This window comes from Streptomyces sp. NPDC001515, from assembly GCF_053597115.1.
The window spans coordinates 230,963-248,336 of record NZ_JBSFHN010000002.1 but is presented as its reverse complement, the minus strand read 5'-3'; the positions used below and the strand labels follow the sequence as shown (position 1 = coordinate 248,336).

14 protein-coding genes are annotated in these 17,374 nt (G+C 71.0%); 1 reads left to right on the top strand and 13 read right to left on the bottom strand.

All coding sequences use genetic code 11. From position 1 onward, the window contains the following. Positions 1-14: 14 nt before the first annotated feature. Entirely contained in the window at positions 15-788 is a 774-nt protein-coding gene (locus ACWCXC_RS04710; RefSeq protein ID WP_450886623.1) for a TraR/DksA family transcriptional regulator, read from the bottom strand. Positions 789-1,365: 577 nt separating this feature from the next. On the opposite strand from ACWCXC_RS04710, the gene ileS reads away from it, so the two are divergent. Further along, on the top strand, positions 1,366-4,545 hold the full coding sequence (gene ileS, locus ACWCXC_RS04705) for an isoleucine--tRNA ligase (RefSeq protein WP_450886621.1): 3,180 nt from the start codon (positions 1,366-1,368) through the stop codon (positions 4,543-4,545). Between the two features lie 182 nt (positions 4,546-4,727). On the opposite strand, the gene ACWCXC_RS04700 is transcribed toward ileS, so the two are convergent. The 12 genes from ACWCXC_RS04700 to ACWCXC_RS04645 form a co-directional block, all read right to left on the bottom strand. Further along, positions 4,728-5,852, bottom strand: a complete 1,125-nt coding sequence (locus ACWCXC_RS04700; RefSeq protein WP_450680954.1) for a DivIVA domain-containing protein — start codon at positions 5,850-5,852, stop codon at positions 4,728-4,730. A gap of 49 nt (positions 5,853-5,901) precedes the next feature. Beyond that, positions 5,902-6,186, bottom strand: coding sequence for a YggT family protein (locus ACWCXC_RS04695; protein WP_450680953.1), 285 nt, complete (start codon positions 6,184-6,186; stop codon positions 5,902-5,904). 69 nt (positions 6,187-6,255) lie between these two features. Then, positions 6,256-6,867: a cell division protein SepF gene (locus ACWCXC_RS04690; protein ID WP_450680952.1), complete on the bottom strand. Its 612-nt coding sequence runs from the start codon at positions 6,865-6,867 to the stop codon at positions 6,256-6,258. 125 nt (positions 6,868-6,992) lie between these two features. Then, positions 6,993-7,712: a YggS family pyridoxal phosphate-dependent enzyme gene (locus ACWCXC_RS04685; RefSeq protein WP_450886618.1), complete on the bottom strand. Its 720-nt coding sequence runs from the start codon at positions 7,710-7,712 to the stop codon at positions 6,993-6,995. A 6-nt stretch (positions 7,713-7,718) separates the two neighbouring features. Then, positions 7,719-8,477, bottom strand: a complete 759-nt coding sequence (pgeF, locus tag ACWCXC_RS04680) for a peptidoglycan editing factor PgeF (RefSeq protein WP_450680950.1) — start codon at positions 8,475-8,477, stop codon at positions 7,719-7,721. Then, on the bottom strand, positions 8,474-9,688 hold the full coding sequence (gene ftsZ, locus ACWCXC_RS04675; protein WP_450680949.1) for a cell division protein FtsZ: 1,215 nt from the start codon (positions 9,686-9,688) through the stop codon (positions 8,474-8,476). Before ftsZ ends, pgeF begins: the two co-directional genes overlap by 4 nt. A gap of 276 nt (positions 9,689-9,964) precedes the next feature. Then, entirely contained in the window at positions 9,965-10,759 is a 795-nt protein-coding gene (locus ACWCXC_RS04670; protein ID WP_450886615.1) for a cell division protein FtsQ/DivIB, read from the bottom strand. Positions 10,760-10,812: 53 nt separating this feature from the next. Then, the gene (murG, locus tag ACWCXC_RS04665) at positions 10,813-11,907 is read right to left on the bottom strand and encodes an undecaprenyldiphospho-muramoylpentapeptide beta-N-acetylglucosaminyltransferase (protein ID WP_450680947.1); all 1,095 of its coding nucleotides are present in this window, start codon (positions 11,905-11,907) and stop codon (positions 10,813-10,815) included. A 6-nt stretch (positions 11,908-11,913) separates the two neighbouring features. Further along, positions 11,914-13,359 carry a putative lipid II flippase FtsW gene (gene ftsW / locus ACWCXC_RS04660; protein ID WP_450886613.1) on the bottom strand — a complete coding sequence of 482 codons (1,446 nt, stop codon included), beginning with the start codon at positions 13,357-13,359 and terminating at the stop codon, positions 11,914-11,916. 115 nt (positions 13,360-13,474) lie between these two features. Next, positions 13,475-14,902, bottom strand: coding sequence for a UDP-N-acetylmuramoyl-L-alanine--D-glutamate ligase (murD, locus tag ACWCXC_RS04655; RefSeq protein ID WP_450886678.1), 1,428 nt, complete (start codon positions 14,900-14,902; stop codon positions 13,475-13,477). Then, entirely contained in the window at positions 14,899-15,969 is a 1,071-nt protein-coding gene (mraY, locus tag ACWCXC_RS04650; protein ID WP_450685354.1) for a phospho-N-acetylmuramoyl-pentapeptide-transferase, read from the bottom strand. Before mraY ends, murD begins: the two co-directional genes overlap by 4 nt. Next, positions 15,966-17,372, bottom strand: coding sequence for a UDP-N-acetylmuramoyl-tripeptide--D-alanyl-D-alanine ligase (locus tag ACWCXC_RS04645; protein WP_450685355.1), 1,407 nt, complete (start codon positions 17,370-17,372; stop codon positions 15,966-15,968). The genes mraY and ACWCXC_RS04645 overlap by 4 nt, the downstream gene beginning before the upstream one ends. Between the last annotated feature and the right edge of the window lie 2 nt (positions 17,373-17,374).

The following is a 17,374-nucleotide window of genomic DNA, read 5'->3' as shown; positions in this document are numbered from 1 at the left end:
CACGGTCGTACGGATCAGCCGCGTCGCTCCTGCTTCTGTTTGTCCTCGACACAGAGCGTGGCGCGGGGGAACGCCTGCATCCGCGCCTTGCCGATCGGCTTGCCGCAGACCTCGCACAGACCGTAGGTGCCCGCTTCGAGCCGGGCCAGCGCCCGCTCGGTCTGCTCCAGCATCTCCTGGGCGTTGGCGGCGAGCTGCATCTCGTGCTCGCGGGTGATGTTCTTGGTGCCGGTGTCCGCCTCGTCGTCGCCCGCGCCGTCCCCGGAGTCCCGCATCAGCCCGGCCAGTGCCAGGCCCGACGCCTCCAGCTCGTTGCGCAGGCGGGTGATCTCGCCGGTCAGCACGGTGCGGGCCTCCTCGACCTCCTCGGGCGTCCAGGGGTCCTCGCCCGGCCGTACGGCCAGCTCCTCCGGGGCCGTCGCGGCCCTGGCCGGGGGCACGGGTGCCGTGCTCCGGTCGGCCGTGCGGGTCCTGGCCGGGCTCTTCTTGGCTACCACCGTGTGGGCTCCCGTCTGCTCGGCGGCCTCGGCCGCCCCCGTGGCCGCCGGTGCGGCCTCCTTCGATGCGCTCCGGGCGGTGCTCCGGCTCGCCGCGGTCTTCTTGCCGGCCGCGGACTTCGTCGCGGCCTTCGCGGTCTTCTTCGTCGTCTTCTTCGCGGTCGTCTTCTTCGCGGTCCCGGTGGCCTCGGCGGTCTCCTGCCGGGTCGGGTCCGCGGTCTCCCCGGGCTCTCCGGCCACGTCCCGCGGCTCGGTCCCCGCCTTCGCGTCGGACGTCTTCTTCGCCACCATGGCCGCGGCCCCTTCACGCAGTGTGATCTTGCTCGCGAGTCGTGCTGGGACGATAAGTCGACCCCAGCCCCGCGGCAACGGGGCACGCCGCCGCATCGCCCCTCCCCGTCCGTGGACCTCCGCGCGCCTGAATGCGTTGTGCCCAGCTCCCCGCCCGGTAATCCGCCTTCCGCCCGCGCGCCGGGCACCGTCCGGACCCGGCCGGGCCGCCCCTGGCCATTCGGGTCACGCGGCGGCCGGGGAAATCCGGTCGGCCCGGTGTCCCCGGGGCCCTTACACTGGGCGCAGCGAGAGGCGTGGATGGGACGAGTAGCGTCGTACGCAGCCAGGAGCGACCCGGGGACGGTGGAAGCCCGGGGGCGAGCGCGTCGTGAAGATCACCCCGGAGCCGCCGGAAGAACGCCCGGGACCGTGGGACTCCCCCACCGGCCCCGGAGCCAGTAGAGCCGGCTTCGCACCCCAATGAGGGGGTCCCGGGCGCACAGCCCGTGGCCAAGGAGGGTGGTACCGCGGGTTCCGGCGACGGTTCTCGTCCCTCCGACGGAAGGTGAAGACGTCCGCCGGAGGAAGCCCGCCCATGACATCGCCGCAGTACCGCCAGGTACCCGCCCAGGTAGACCTGCCCGCGCTCGAACACGCCGTGCTGGACTTCTGGCGCGAGAACAAGATCTTCGCGCGGAGCCTCGAACAGTCCGAGGGCCGCCCCGAGTGGGTGTTCTACGAGGGCCCGCCCACGGCCAACGGCATGCCGGGCGCCCACCACATCGAGGCCCGCGTCTTCAAGGACGTCTTCCCCCGCTTCCGCACCATGCAGGGCTACCACGTGGGCCGCAAGGCCGGCTGGGACTGCCACGGGCTGCCGGTCGAGCTGGCGGTCGAGAAGGAGCTGGGCTTCAACGGCAAGAAGGACATCGAGGCGTACGGCATCGCCGAGTTCAACGCCAAGTGCCGCGAGTCCGTGACCCGGCACACCGACGCCTTCGCCGAGCTGACGACCCGGATGGGCTACTGGGTCGACCTCGACGACGCGTACCGCACGATGGACCCCGAGTACGTCGAGTCCGTGTGGTGGTCGCTGAAGGAGATCTTCGCCAAGGGCCTGCTGGTCCAGGACCACCGGGTCGCCCCCTGGTGCCCGCGCTGCGGCACGGGCCTGTCCGACCACGAGCTGGCCCAGGGCTACGAGACGGTCGTCGACCCCTCGGTCTTCGTCCGCTTCCCGCTGACCTCCGGTCCGCTGGCAGGCGAGGCCGCGCTGCTGGTCTGGACGACGACCCCGTGGACCCTGGTCTCCAACACCGCCGTCGCCGCGCACCCCGACGTCCGTTACGTCGTCGCGACGAACGGCGAGGAGAGGCTCGTCGTCGCGCAGCCGCTGGTCGAGAAGGCGCTCGGCGAGGGCTGGGAGCTCACCGGTCAGTCGTTCACCGGCCGCGAGATGGAGCGCTGGACGTACGAGCGCCCGTTCACCCTGGTGGACTTCCCGAGCACCGGCGAGGGCAGCGAGGGGCACCCGGCCGCGGCGCACTACGTCGTCAACGCCGAGTACGTGACGACCGACGACGGTACGGGTCTGGTCCACCAGTCCCCCGCCTTCGGCGCCGACGACCTCCTGGTCTGCAAGGCGTACGGCCTGCCCGTGGTCAACCCGGTCCGCCCCGACGGCACCTTCGAGGAGGACGTGCCGCTGGTCGGCGGGGTCTTCTTCAAGAAGGCCGACGAGGCCCTCACCGAGGACCTGGCCGCCCGCGGTCTGCTCTTCCGCCACGTGCCGTACGAGCACAGCTACCCGCACTGCTGGCGCTGCCACACCGCGCTGCTCTACTACGCGCAGCCGTCCTGGTACATCCGTACGACCGCGATCAAGGACCGTCTCCTCCAGGAGAACGAGAAGACCAACTGGTTCCCCGACTCGGTCAAGAACGGCCGCTACGGCGACTGGCTGAACAACAACATCGACTGGGCGCTGTCCCGCAACCGCTACTGGGGCACCCCGCTGCCCATCTGGCGCTGCGAGGACGACCACCTCACCTGCGTCGGCTCGCGCGCCGAGCTGTCGGAGCTGACCGGCACCGACCTCTCCGCCCTGGACCCGCACCGCCCGTTCATCGACGAGATCACGTTCACCTGCTCGCACGAGAACTGCCAGCTGGAGGCGTACCGCGTCCCGGAGGTCATCGACGCCTGGTACGACTCGGGCTCGATGCCGTTCGCGCAGTGGGGCTACCCGTACAAGAACAAGGAGATCTTCGAGAGCCGCTATCCGGCGCAGTTCATCTCGGAGGCCATCGACCAGACCCGCGGCTGGTTCTACACGCTGATGGCGGTCGGCACCCTGGTCTTCGACAAGTCGTCCTACGAGAACGTGGTCTGCCTGGGCCACATCCTCGCCGAGGACGGCCGGAAGATGTCCAAGCACCTGGGCAACATCCTCCAGCCCATCCCGCTCATGGACCAGCACGGCGCCGACGCGGTCCGCTGGTTCATGGCGGCCGGCGGCTCCCCCTGGGCGGCGCGCCGCGTCGGCCACGGCACGATCCAGGAGGTCGTCCGCAAGACGCTCCTCACGTACTGGAACACGGTCGCCTTCCAGGCGCTCTACGCCCGTACGTCGAACTGGGCGCCCTCGGCCGCCGACCCGGCCCCGGCCGACCGCACGGTCCTGGACCGCTGGCTGCTCAGCGAGCTGAACGCGCTGGTCGACCAGGTCACCGAGGCGCTGGAGGGCTACGACACCCAGCGCGCCGGCAAGCTGCTGTCCGCGTTCGTCGACGATCTGTCCAACTGGTACGTCCGCCGCTCGCGCCGCCGCTTCTGGCAGGGCGACAAGGCGGCGCTGCGCACGCTGCACGAGGCCGTCGAGACGGTGACCCGGCTGATGGCCCCGCTGACCCCGTTCCTCACCGAGCGGGTCTGGCAGGACCTCGTGGTGCCGGTCGTCCCCGACGCGCCGGCCTCCGTCCACCTCTCCTCCTGGCCGAAGGCGGACCCGGCGGCCATCGACCCGGCGCTGTCCACGCAGATGGCGCTGGTGCGCCGGCTGGTCGAGCTGGGGCGGGCCACGCGCGCCGAGTCGGGCGTCAAGACCCGCCAGCCGCTCTCCCGCGCCCTGGTCGCGGTCTCGGGCTTCGAGACCCTCTCCCCCGAGCTGCACGCCCAGATCACCGAGGAGCTGAACGTCTCCTCGCTGGCCTCGCTCTCCGAGGTCGGGGGTTCGCTGGTCGACACCACGGCCAAGGCGAACTTCCGGGCGCTCGGCAAGCGCTTCGGCAAGGGCGTCCAGGCCGTGGCCAAGGCCGTGGCGGAGGCGGACGCGGCGGCGCTGTCCCTCGCCCTGCGCGAGGGCACGGCGGCGGTCGAGGTCGACGGGGAGCGCGTCACCCTCGCCCCGGACGAGGTCATCATCACGGAGACCCCGCGCGAGGGCTGGTCCGTCGCCTCCGACTCCGGCGCCACCGTCGCCCTCGACCTGGAGATCACCCCGGAGCTGCGCCGCGCCGGGCTGGCCCGTGACGCGATCCGGCTGATCCAGGAGGCCCGCAAGAACAGCGGCCTGGACGTCGCGGACCGCATCTCCGTCCGCTGGACCTCCACGTCCCCCGCGACGGCGGAGGCCCTGACCGAACACGCGGTCCTCATCGCCGACGAGGTGCTGGCCCTGGACTACGCCGAGGGCGAGGCGGACGACACGTACGGCGCCCCGTTCGAGGACGAGGGCCTGTCGCTGACGTTCCGCCTCCGCAAGACCGAGGCGTAACCCGCACCCCGAGGGGCCCGGCCGGACGCGTTCCGGCCGGGCCCCTCGCCGTTCCCGCCCCGTCTCCTCCCACGACCGGGCACAGCGCCCCCGTACGTACGCAAAAGGGCCGGGCCCCGGGGAAACCCCGGGGCCCGGCCCTCAGCCTGCCGACGGCTACGCGCTGACCGCGCGCCGGCCGATCAGTTGTCGTCCTCGTCGATGAGGAACCCGCGCATCGGCGACGGGGCCTGCTGCATCGGCTGCGGCGCCTGAGGCCGCACCGGCGCCATCGGCTGCGTCATCGCGGGCGTCATCTGCTGCTGACCGCCGTAGGACGGTCCGCCGCCCATGGACGGGTTGCCGCCCATCGGCTGGTTGCCGTGGTTGCCGCCCATGGAGTGGCCCATGGCACCCGCACCGGCCGGAGCCAGCGAGGGCGACGGCGGCAGCGACGCGGCGGCCGGGGTGCGCGGCGGGGCCAGCGAGTCGTCCGCCTGGGTCTCCAGCTGACGCAGCTGGCTCTCCAGGTAGGACTTCAGACGCGTGCGGTACTCGCGCTCGAAGCCGCGCAGGTCCTCGACCTTGCGCTCCAGCGTCGCGCGGGCCGACTCCAGCGAGCCCATCGCCACGCGGTGCTTCTCCTGCGCGTCCCGCTCCAGCGCGTCGGCCTTGGCGCGGGCGTCCCGCTCCAGGCCCTCGGCGCGGCTGCGCGCCTCGCCGACGATCTTGTTGGCCTCGGAACGGGCCTCCGCGATCGCCTGGTCGGCGGTCTGCTGCGCCAGGGAGAGGACACGGGCGGCGCTGTCGCCACCGGGGCCCTGCTGCTGCATCTGCGGCGGCTGCTGCATCTGCTGCATCTGCTGCTGCGGGTTGTGACCGCCCATGGGACCGCCCATCGGGCCGCCCATGGGACCGCCCTGCATCGGGCCGGGGCCGTGCGGGCCCTGCGGGCCGGGACCGTGCGGGCCCTGGGGACCGTGACCACTGGGACCGGCGGGCAGCTGCGGAGCACCACCGGGCAGCTGGGGGGGACCCATCTGCGGGGGCTGCTGCTGGACCGGCGGACCCGATATGGCGGCGGGCACCGGGGCACCGGGACGGTCCTGCGGCTCCGGCTTCCGCATGCCCTGCTGCTGCTGGTTCTGCGCGGCGGCACGCGTGGCGGCGGCCAGCTTGGCGCGCAGGTCCTCGTTCTCACGGAGCAGGCGGGTCAGCTCGGACTCGACCTCGTCGAGAAAGGCGTCGACCTCGTCCTCGTCGTAGCCTTCCCGTAGGCGGACCGTCGTGAACTGCTTGTTCCGCACGTCCTCGGGGGTCAGCGGCATCTCTTCTTCACCTCTACGTAGTCGTCGGCAGTCGGCAGGACCGTATCGCTCACACGCTGGTCACGATGCTGATCAGAATGGAAACGATGATCATCAGAACGAAGAAGGACAGGTCGAGTGCCACGCCCCCTAGACGCAGCGGCGGGATGAACCGCCGCAGGAGCTTGAGCGGTGGATCGGTGACCGTGTACGTGGCCTCCAGCACGACCACCATCGGCTTCCCCGGCTGCCATGAACGTGCGAACTGGAAGACGTAGTCCATGACCAGCCGGAAGATCAGCACGATGAGGAAACACATCAACGCGATGTAGACAACACTTTGTGCGACGCCCATCCTCGCGCTTCCCTCTCCCCTGACTCGTAGCTCCGGCCTCCCGGCCGGTTCGTTCCCGGTGTCGTGTTCTCAGCTCTGGTTGAAGAATCCGCCCTCTGCGATGCGGGCCTTGTCCTCCGCCGTGACATCGACGTTAGCAGGCGACAACAGGAACACCTTCTGCGTCACACGTTCAATGCTGCCATGGAGACCGAAGACGAGTCCCGCGGCAAAGTCGACAAGTCGCTTCGCATCCGTATCGTCCATCTCCGTGAGATTCATGATCACCGGAGTGCCCTCACGGAAGTGTTCCCCGATGGTACGGGCCTCGTTGTACGTCCGGGGGTGCAGCGTGGTGATGCGGTACGGCTCCCGCTCGGACACGACCTTGGGCATGATCACCGGTGCGTTCTTCTCCAGGTTCGGGCGTTCAGGTGTGATGGATGCCACGGGTGCGATCCGGGCGGGTCGCTCTCTCTCCGCGGGGATCTGGACCGGCTCCCGGGGGGCCGGCGGCTGGACCGCGCGGACCGGCTCCTCCCGCTCCCGCTCCGCCTGGTGCGCGGGCTGATGCCGGCGCCGGTCGCGCTCGGGCTCCGGCTCGGGTTCGAATTCGTCGTCGGGGTCGAACCCCGGACCGTCGTACCCATCGTCCTCCACGAGGCCGAGGTAGACCGCCATCTTGCGCATCGCGCCGGCCATGCTCTGAGTCCTCCGCTCTGTGGTGGATCGGCTTCCGTCACCAAGTGCCCGCGATCCACTCCGGCCTGCCCGCCATGGGCGGTAATGACCATATTTTCTGCTGTGGTCCGACCTGCTTGGCGACGTTACCCGAGCCTGGGGCGTACTCCGAGTACCGCAGTACCGACGCGTAGATGTGTCGCTCCGGCCGCCACCGCTTCCTCTAGGTCCGCGCTCATTCCCGCAGAGACCATGTTCGCAGCCGGATGGTTCCCGCGCAGCCGGGATGAGAATTCCATCAGCCGGTCGAAGGCGGCCCGTTGCCGTCCGGCGAACGGCCCGGCGAGCGGCGCGACCGTCATCAGTCCGTCGAGCCGCAGTCCGGGCGCGTCGGCGATCGCGTCGGCCAACTCCTCGATCCCGTCCGGCCCGACCCCGCCGCGCTCACCGCGCTCGCCGCTCTCCGCGTCGAGCGCGACCTGGACGAGGCAGCCGAGTTCGCGCCCGGCACGCACGGCCGCGCCCGAGAGCGCGGTCACCAGCTTCGTACGGTCGACCGACTGCACGACATCGGCATAACCGACCACGGATCGAACCTTGTTGGTCTGCAATTGACCGACAAAGTGCCACGTGAGGGACAGATCCACACATGCGCTGGCCTTGGGCGCCGCGTCCTGGTCACGATTCTCGGCGACATGACGCACACCGAGTTCATGCAGGATTCGCACATCGCTCGCCGGGTAGGTCTTGGTGACCACGATGAGCGTCACCTTTTCCCGTTTGCGACCGGCGGCGGCGCAGGCGGACGCGATGCGTTCCTCCACCTGTGCCAGATTCGCGGCGAGTTGCTGCTTGCGTTCCGTCATGCCCTATCAGTCCAACCAGACATATCCGGCGAGCCGCCCGGTGGTGCGGTCGCGTCGGTACGAGAAGTGGTCACCGGATTCGAGTGTGCACACGGTCGAGGACCGCCGGTCGGTGACGCCGAGATCCGCGAGCTGGGCGAGGACGCCCCCGGTCACGTCCACGGCCGGGGTGCCCCAACTGGTCTCGGACCGGGCGGCGGGGACCTCGGCGGCGACCGCGTCGCGCATCACGGCCGGCACCTCGTAACACCGGCCGCAGACGGCCGGCCCGGTGCGGGCGATGATCCGGCCGGGCTCGGCGCCGAGTCCGATCATGGCCTCGACGGCCGCCGGCACGACTCCGGCGAGCAGTCCCGGACGGCCCGCGTGTGCGGCTGCGACGACTCCGGCGACCGGATCGGCGAGCAGAACCGGGGTGCAGTCGGCGGTGAGCACGGCGAGCGCCAGCCCGCGCCGGGTGGTCACCAGCGCGTCCACCGCGGGGATCTCGCGGTCCTCGCCCCAGGGGCCGTCGACCACCGCGACGTCCCGGCCGTGCACCTGGTTCATCCAGACGACCCGCGCCGGATCGAGTCCGCGCGCCCGTGCGGCCCGCTCCCGGTTGGCGAGAACGGCGGCGGGGTCGTCGCCGACCGCGCCGCCGAGATTGAGCTCCGCGTACGGAGCGGCGCTCACCCCGCCCCACCTGTCGGTGAAGGAGAAGTGAGCGCCGCCTTCCGAAGAAATGGATTCCTTCGCGTTCACAGCGTGGTGCGGACCTATCACTTCAAGAAGTCCGGGACGTCCAGCTCTTCGGCCTGGGAGTCCTGGTAGGGCCGGGCCGGCGGCACGTGCGGCGGGACGACCGGCGCGACGTGCGTCTCGTGGGCCACCGGAACCGGCTCGGGCTGGACCGGCGGCTCCTCGCGCGGCGGCACCGATCCCAGCCCGCCGCTCTGGCGCACCGGCTCCGCGGCCCGGACCGGCGGGGCCGGCTCCTCGCGCTTGGCGGAGGCCGAACCCAGGACGTTGTCCCGGCGGGCCGGCGGCTGTCCGCCGTCGAAGCCGGCCGCGATCACGGTGACCCGGACCTCGTCGCCCAGCGCGTCGTCGATGACCGCGCCGAAGATGATGTTGGCCTCGGGGTGCGCCGCCTCGCTCACCAGCTGGGCGGCCTCGTTGATCTCGAAGAGACCGAGGTCGCTGCCGCCGGAGATGGAGAGCAGGACACCGCGGGCGCCGTCGATGGACGCCTCCAGGAGCGGCGAGGAGATCGCCATCTCCGCGGCGGCCACCGCGCGGTCGTCGCCGCGGGCCGAGCCGATGCCCATGAGCGCCGATCCGGCCTCGGACATGACCGACTTGACGTCGGCGAAGTCGAGGTTGATCAGACCCGGGGTGGTGATGAGGTCGGTGATGCCCTGGACACCCGAGAGCAGGACCTGGTCGGCCGACTTGAACGCGTCGAGCACGCTCACCTGGCGGTCCGAGATGGACAGCAGCCGGTCGTTGGGGATGACGATGAGGGTGTCGACCTCTTCGCGGAGTTCGGCGATGCCGTCCTCCGCCTGGTTGGCGCGGCGCCGGCCCTCGAAGGTGAACGGGCGGGTGACCACGCCGATCGTCAGGGCGCCGAGCGAGCGCGCGATGTTCGCGACGACGGGTGCGCCACCGGTACCGGTGCCGCCTCCCTCGCCCGCGGTGACAAAGACCATGTCGGCCCCCTTGAGGACCTCCTCGATCTCCTCACGGTGGTCCTCTGCCGCCTTGCGACCGACGGCCGGGTTCGCCCCGGCGCCCAGGCCCCGGGTGAGTTCACGGCCGACGTCGAGCTTGACGTCGGCGTCGCTCATCAACAGCGCCTGTGCGTCCGTGTTGATCGCGATGAACTCGACGCCCTTGAGGCCGACCTCGATCATTCGGTTGATGGCATTGACACCACCGCCGCCGACACCGATGACCTTGATGACTGCGAGGTAGTTCTGCGGTGCTGCCACGTCGAAGGCCTCTCGCCTCGAGTTACGTGTCGTCGCTTCGCGGTGGTCCCGCCGCGACGACGGATGCCGATTGGGACGGTCCGAATGCCGACCCGAACCCTAACCTTGAAGTTTAGGGTTACCAGTGTGTCTGCTTCATGGACTCTTCCGAACAGGACACTAAGTCGACAAGTGGCGCCCGTTCAACGAACACGCCGAACCTCCCGTTTTTCTTTTCACCCTATGTGATCACCCGTAGCGCTGACCAACCAGGGTGCTGGCCAGGACGAATACGCGTCAACTGCTTGACACCGCGGGAGCGGTGGGCGCACTCACGTCGAAGTGTCCCGCTTTGGGAGAGGCTTTCATGAGCGCGGTGAGGACCTTCGCCTTCACCACACCTTCTTCACCGCTCCCCCAGAACACCGTGCGGTCCCCGGAGAGTTCCAGGGAGATCGCGTCGTACGAGGCGACCCGCACGACCCGGGTGTCCTCGGCGACCCCGTCGGGGAGATCGCCGGCGACCCGGACCGCCTCCCGCACCAGCCGGTCGCTGCCGAAGCGGCGCAGGCTCGCGGACTGATCGGGGATCAGCTCCAGCAGGGGTACGCGCCCGGGGGCCTTGTCCACCGTCGCGAAACGCACACCTTCGGCGTCCACTTCGACGAACTTCGCCCCTTTTTTCACCAACAGGACCGGCTGTCGTTCGGTCACCTTAAGTCCGATGCCGTGCGGCCATGACCGCACGACATCCACCGAATCGATACGAGGCACCTTCTGGCGCAACCGCTCGGCGACGGCACCGGTGTCCACGGAGAGGAGCGGGGCGCCCATCGGCACCGCGGCCGCGGCCTCCACCTCGTCCGGCGCGAGGACGTCGAGCCCGGTGATCCTGACCTCTTCGGTGCGGAACCAGGAGGAGCCGTAGAGCGCCCAGACCGTGCCCGCACCGAGCAGCAGCACGGCGGCCGCGCTCACGATCAGCAGGGTGCGCCGGGACATCCGGCGCCCCCGGAGCCCCGGGCCCGGCGGGCCGTCCGGGGTCTCCTGCTGCTGCCCTGCACCGCGCTGGGCGGTCGTCGGTCCGGCCACGCTCGCTCCTTACGCGGGGTCCGGGGGCCTCGGCGCCCCCGGACCCGTCCGCCTCACGCGCCTCGGCGTGAGGCAATCGCCTCGTACACCATGCCGACCAGAAGGTCGTCGGCGTCCCGGCGGCCGAACTCGGCGGCGGCGCGGGACATTTCGTACAACCGGTGCGGATCTGCCAGGACCGGGAGGACGTTGCCCTGCACCCACTCGGGGGTGAGCGCCGCGTCGTCCACCAGCAGGCCACCGCCGGCGTTGACCACCGGCTGGGCGTTGAGCCGCTGTTCGCCGTTGCCGATGGGCAACGGGACATAGGCGGCGGGCAGCCCGACGGCGGAGAGTTCGGCGACGGTCATCGCGCCCGCGCGGCAGAGCATCATGTCGGCCGCGGCGTACGCGAGGTCCATCCGGTCCACGTACGGTACCGGGATGTAGGGCGGCATCCCGGGCATGTTGTCGGCGCGCGGCAATTCGTTCTTCGGGCCGACCACGTGCAGGATCTGGATGCCCGAGCGCTGGAGCAGCGGAGCGACCCGCTGGACCACCTCGTTGAGGTGGCGGGCGCCCTGCGAACCGCCGGAGACCAGCAGCGTGGGCAGGTTGGGGTCGAGGCCGAAGGCCGCGCGGGCCTCGGGGCGGACCCGGGCCCGGTCCAGGGTGGCGATGGTGCGGCGCAGCGGGATGCCGATGTAGCGGGCGCCGCGCAGCTTGCTGTCCGGGGTGGACACGGCGACACCGTGCGCGTACCGCGAACCGATCTTGTTGGCCAGTCCGGGCCGGGCGTTGGCCTCGTGGACCACGATCGGCACTCCGGCGCGCTTGGCCGCGAGATAGCCGGGCAGCGCCACGTAGCCGCCGAAGCCGACGACGCAGTCCGCCCTGGTGCGCTCCAGGACCTGCTCGGCGGCCTTGATGGTGCCGCGCAGCCGGCCCGGGACGGTGATGAGCTCGGGCGTGGGTTTACGGGGCAGCGGTACGGCCGGGATCAGGGCGAGTTCGTACCCCCGCTCGGGTACGAGCCTGGTCTCCAGTCCGCGCTCCGTGCCGAGGGCGGTGATGCCCACGCTCGGGTCCTGCCTGCGCAGGGCGTCCGCGAGGGCCAGCGCGGGCTCGATGTGGCCGGCGGTCCCCCCACCGGCGAGTACGACATGCACCGAAATTCACCGCTCTCCGGACGGACGCTTCTTGACGCGCCGTCTCATCGTCTTCCATCTCACCCCGGGCCTCCGCGTGGCCAGGGCCGCCTTGGCGGCGGGATCCGCTCGCGCGAACGCGATCAGCAGCCCGACTGCGAACATGGTCGGCAGCAGGGCCGACCCCCCGTACGAGAACAGCGGGAGCGGGACACCGGCGATCGGCAGCAGACCGAGCACCGCACCGATGTTGATCACGGCCTGGGCCGTGATCCAGGTGGTCACACCTCCCGCCGCGTACCTCACGAAGGGGTCCTCCGTGCGTCCGGCCACGCGGATACCCGCATAGCCTAGAGCCGCGAAGAGGGCGAGCACCGACAGCGTCCCCGCCAACCCCAGTTCCTCCCCGGTGATGGCGAAGATGAAGTCGGTGTGCGGTTCGGGAAGTTGGCCCCATTTTTCCACACTCGCACCGAGTCCGGAACCGAACCATCCGCCCGATGCCAGAGCGTAGATGCCGTGCACGGCCTGCCAGCAGGAGCCCCCCGGGCCGGGCTCGCTGGCCCCCATGCAGTCGAGCCGGGACATCCGGTTCGGACTGGTCTTGATCAGCAGGAACGCGACCGCTCCGGCGACGGCGAGGACCCCCGCGAACAGCCGGGTGGGCGCCCCGGCCAGCCAGAGCAGGCCGAACAGCACGGCCGTGAGAATGATCGCAGTGCCCATGTCACCGCCGAGCATGATCAGCCCGAGCAGCATGAAGGCGACCGGGACCAGCGGCACCAGCAGGTGCTTCCACTGGGTCAGCAGTCTCCTGTCCTGTTTGCGGGCCAGCAGATCGGCCCCCCACAGCACCAGCGCGAGCTTGCCGAACTCGCTGGGCTGGAGCTGGAAGGGCCCGCCCAGGTAGAGCCAGTTCCGGTTGCCGTTGACCGACATCCCTATCCCCGGCACCTGGACCAGGACCATCAGGAAGACGGCGCCCATCAGCAGCGGATAGGACAGGGCCCGGTGCAGCTTGACCGGCATCCGGGCCGCCATCGCCATCAGTCCGGCGCCGATGACGGCGGCGAGGAACTGCTTGCGGAAGAAGTACGTGCCCGGTTTGTCGAGTTCCAGCGCCTTGATCATCGAGGCGGAGTAGACCATCACGAGCCCGAGCACGGTGATCAGCAGCCCGGCGCCCAGGATGAGGTAGTACGCCGTCAGCGGGCGGTCCCAGGCCCGCCTCAGCCGCTCGTACAGCCGTCGCACCCCGCCGCCCCGGGGCGAGCGGGAGCCGCCGGAGGTCCTGGAGCGGGCCGCCGGGGGCCGCCGGGTCCCGGCGGCGGCCGCGCGGACGCGCCGCGCGGCCCCGGCCGGGAGGGGGGCTCCCGCGGTCGCGAGAAGGGGCGGTCGGAGCGTCCGGCTGGACGCCGGACGGCTCCGCGAGCGGTCTGCGCCGGGTGCGGCGGAGCTCTCGTCGGCCGGCATGGTCCCTGTCCCCTCCACTGCTCGTGCCCGGGGCTCCGGTGCCGAGACCCCGGACCCCGCGCAGCCGTACGCGTCCCGGTCGCTCCGGGACGGTACGGCGTGGAGGCCGGGTCCGTCAGGCGTTCTCGGCGGCCAGCGCGCGGACGGCGTCCGCGAAGGCCTCGCCCCGCTTGTTGTAGTTGACGAACATGTCCATCGAGGCGCAGGCCGGGGCCATCAGTACGGTGTCTCCCGGCCGGGCGAGCCGTGCCGCCTCGCGGACCGCCTCGGACATCGCCCCAGTGTCGGTCCGGTCGAGGTCGGTCACCGGGACCTCGGGCGCGTGTCGCGCGAGGGCTTCGCGGATCAGCGCGCGGTCGGCGCCCATCAGGACGACGCCCCGCAGCCGGTCCGCGCAGCCCTTGACCAGTTCGTCGAAGGTGGCGCCCTTGGCGAGGCCGCCGGCGATCCACACGATCGGGTCGTAGGCCGCGAGGGACGCCTCGGCGGCGTGGGTGTTGGTGGCCTTGGAGTCGTCGATGTACGCGACCCCGGCGACGTCCGCGACGTGCTCGATGCGGTGCGGGTCGGGCCGGAAGGCGCGCAGTCCGTCGCGCACGGCGGTCGGCGGTACGCCGAAGGCGCGGGCCAGCGCGGCGGCGGCGAGCGCGTTGGCGATGTTGTGCGGGGCGGGCGGGTTCACGTCCGCGACCTCGGCCAGCTCCTGGGCCTGCTTCTGCCGGTTGGCCACGAAGGCCCGGTCGACGAGGATGCCGTCGACCACGCCGAGCTGGGAGGGGCCGGGGGTGGCGAGGGTGAAGCCGATCGCCCGGCAGCCCTCCTCGACGTCCGCCTCGCGCACCAGGTCCTCGGTGGCCCGGTCCGCCGCATTGTAGACGCAGGCGACCCTGTTGCCCTCGTAGATCCGGCCCTTGTCGGCGGCGTACGCCTCCATGGAACCGTGCCAGTCGAGGTGGTCGGGGGCCAGGTTGAGCACGGCCCCGGAGTGGGCGCGCAGCGAGGGCGCCCAGTGCAGCTGGTAGCTGGAGAGCTCGACGGCCAGGACGTCGTACGTCTCCTCGCCGAGCACGGCGTCCAGCAGCGAGACGCCGATGTTGCCGACGGCGGCGGTGCGCAGCCCGGCGGCCTCCAGGATGGAGGCGAGCATCCGTACGGTCGTGGTCTTGCCGTTGGTGCCGGTGACCGCGAGCCAGGGCGCGGGCTCGCGGCCGTCCTGTCCGCGCAGCCGCCAGGCGAGTTCGACGTCGCCCCAGACCGGGACGCCCGCCTCGGCGGCCGCGGCGAACAGCGGTTTGTCGGGCCGCCAGCCGGGGGCGGTGACGACGAGGTCGGTGGACTCCGGCAGGGCGTCGCCGTCGCCGAGGCGCACGGCGATGCCCTGCGCCTCCAGCTCCGCCGCCTGCTCGCGGGAGCGTTCGTCGTCGCCGTCGTTGACCACGGTCACGACGGCGCCGAGGCCGTGCAGCACCCGGGCCGCAGGAATCCCGGAGACCCCGAGTCCGGCGACCGTGACGCGCTTGCCCCGCCAGTCCGCGTTGCTCACTTCTTGGCTGCCCATCCTGCGTAGAAGAGGCCGAGGCCGACGATGACGCACATGCCCTGGATGATCCAGAAGCGGACCACCACAAGGACCTCGGACCACCCCTTGAGTTCGAAGTGGTGCTGGAGCGGGGCCATCCGGAAGACCCGCTTGCCGGTCATCTTGAACGAGCCGACCTGGATGACGACGGACATCGTGATCATCACGAAGAGGCCGCCGAGGATCGCCATCAGGAATTCGGTGCGGGAGCAGATCGCGAGGCCGGCGAGCGCGCCGCCGAGCGCCAGCGAACCGGTGTCCCCCATGAAGATCTTGGCGGGCGAGGTGTTCCACCACAGGAAGCCGAAGCAGGCACCCATCAGCGCGGAGGCCACGACCGCCAGGTCGAGCGGATCCCTCACCTCGAAGCAGGCGCTCGGGTTGGTGAGGGTGGCGGCGTTGGCGCAGGACTCCTGGAACTGCCAGAGCCCGATGAAGGTGTACGCGCCGAAGACCATCACCGAGGCGCCGGTGGCCAGGCCGTCCAGACCGTCCGTCAGGTTCACGCCGTTGGACATGGCGAGGATCATGAACAGCGCCCAGACGACGAAGAGCACCGGGCCGATCGACCAGCCGAAGTCCTCGACGAACGAGAGCTTGTCGGAAGCCGGGGTGTTGCCGCGGGCGTCGGCGAACTGGAGCGAGAGCACCGCGAAGGCGATGCCCACGATCAGCTGGCCGGCCATCTTGGCCTTGGCGCGCAGACCCAGCGACCGCTGCTTGACGATCTTGATGTAGTCGTCGAGGAAGCCGACCAGGCCCATGCCGGTCATCAGGAAGAGGACCAGCACACCGGAGAAGCGCATCTCCTCGCCGGTGATGACCTTGGCCAGGACGTAGGCCATGAGCGTCGCCAGGATGAAGGCGATGCCGCCCATGGTGGGCGTGCCCTTCTTCGATCCGTGGGTGCGCGGGCCGTCGTCCCGGATGAACTGCCCGTATCCCTTGCGGGCCAGGAGCTTGATCAGCAGCGGGGTGCCGACCAGGGTCAGGAAGAGCCCGATGGCTCCCGCGAAGAGGATCTGCCTCATCGGCCCGCGACCTCGCCCTCGGTCGCGCTCTCCAGCAGTGCCGTTACCACCTGCTCCAGGCCGACCGACCGGGACGCCTTCACCAGCACGACGTCTCCCGGGCGCAGTTCCCTGCGCAACAGGTCGACGGCAGCCTGTGCGTCGGACACAAGCACCGACTCCTCACCCCACGAACCCTCGTTGTATGCGCCCAGTTGCAGCCAGGATGCCTCTCGGCCCCCGACCGCGACGAGCTTGCTGACGTTGAGCCGGACGGCGAGCCGTCCGACCGCGTCGTGCTCGGCGAGCGAGGCGTCGCCGAGCTCGGCCATCTGGCCGAGCACCGCCCACGTACGACGCCCCTTCCCCATGGCGACCAGCGCACGCAGTGCGGCCTTCATGGATTCGGGGTTGGCGTTGTAGGCGTCATTGACGAACGTCACGCCGTCCGGACGCTCGGTGACCTCCATGCGCCAGCGGGAGAGGGTGCCCGCCTCGGAGAGCGCCACGGCGATCTCGTCTGCGGACAGGCCCAACTCATGGGCGACGGCGGCCGCGGCGAGCGCGTTCGACACGTGGTGCTCACCGTACAGGCGCATGGTCACATCGCTGCACCCGGTGGGTGTGTGGAGCCGGAACGCGGGGCGTCCGTCCGCGGTGAGGCGCACGTCTTCGCCCCGTACGTCCGCATCCGCGGCCTCGCCGAAGAGGACCACGCGGGCCTTGGTGCGGGAGGACATGGCGCGGACGAGGGGGTCGTCGGCGTTGAGGACCGCGACACCGTCCTCGGGGAGGGACTCGACCATCTCGCCCTTGGCCTGGGCGATCTGCTCCTTGCCGCCGAACTCCCCGATGTGCGCGCTGCCGACGTTGAGGACGAGGCCGACGCGCGGGGGGACGAGTCCGGTGAGGTAGCGGATGTCCCCGATGTAGCGGGCGCCCATCTCCAGCACCAGGTGCTGGGTCTCGGCGGTCGCGCGCAGGGCGGTGAGCGGCAGGCCGATCTCGTTGTTGAGGTTGCCGGCCGGGTAGACGGTGGGGCCCTTGCGCTCCAGGAGCTGGGCGATGAGGTCCTTGGTGGAGGTCTTGCCGGCGGAGCCGGTGAGCGCGACGACGGTGCTGCCGAGGCGCTCGACGACGGACCGGGCGAGCGCGCCGAGCGCCGCCACCACGTCGTCCACGACGATCGCGGGGACGCCGACCGGGCGGGTGGCCAGGACGGCCGCCGCGCCCGCCTCGACGGCGCGCGCCGCGTAGTCGTGGCCGTCGACGCGTTCGCCGGCGAACGCGGCGAAGAGGCTGCCTTGCTTCACCTCCCGGGAGTCGATGACGACGGGTCCGCTGACGGTGACGGCCGGATCCGGTATGTCGTGCGGCTGCCCGCCGACGATGTCCGCGATCTCGGCGAGGGAAAGGGCGATCACTT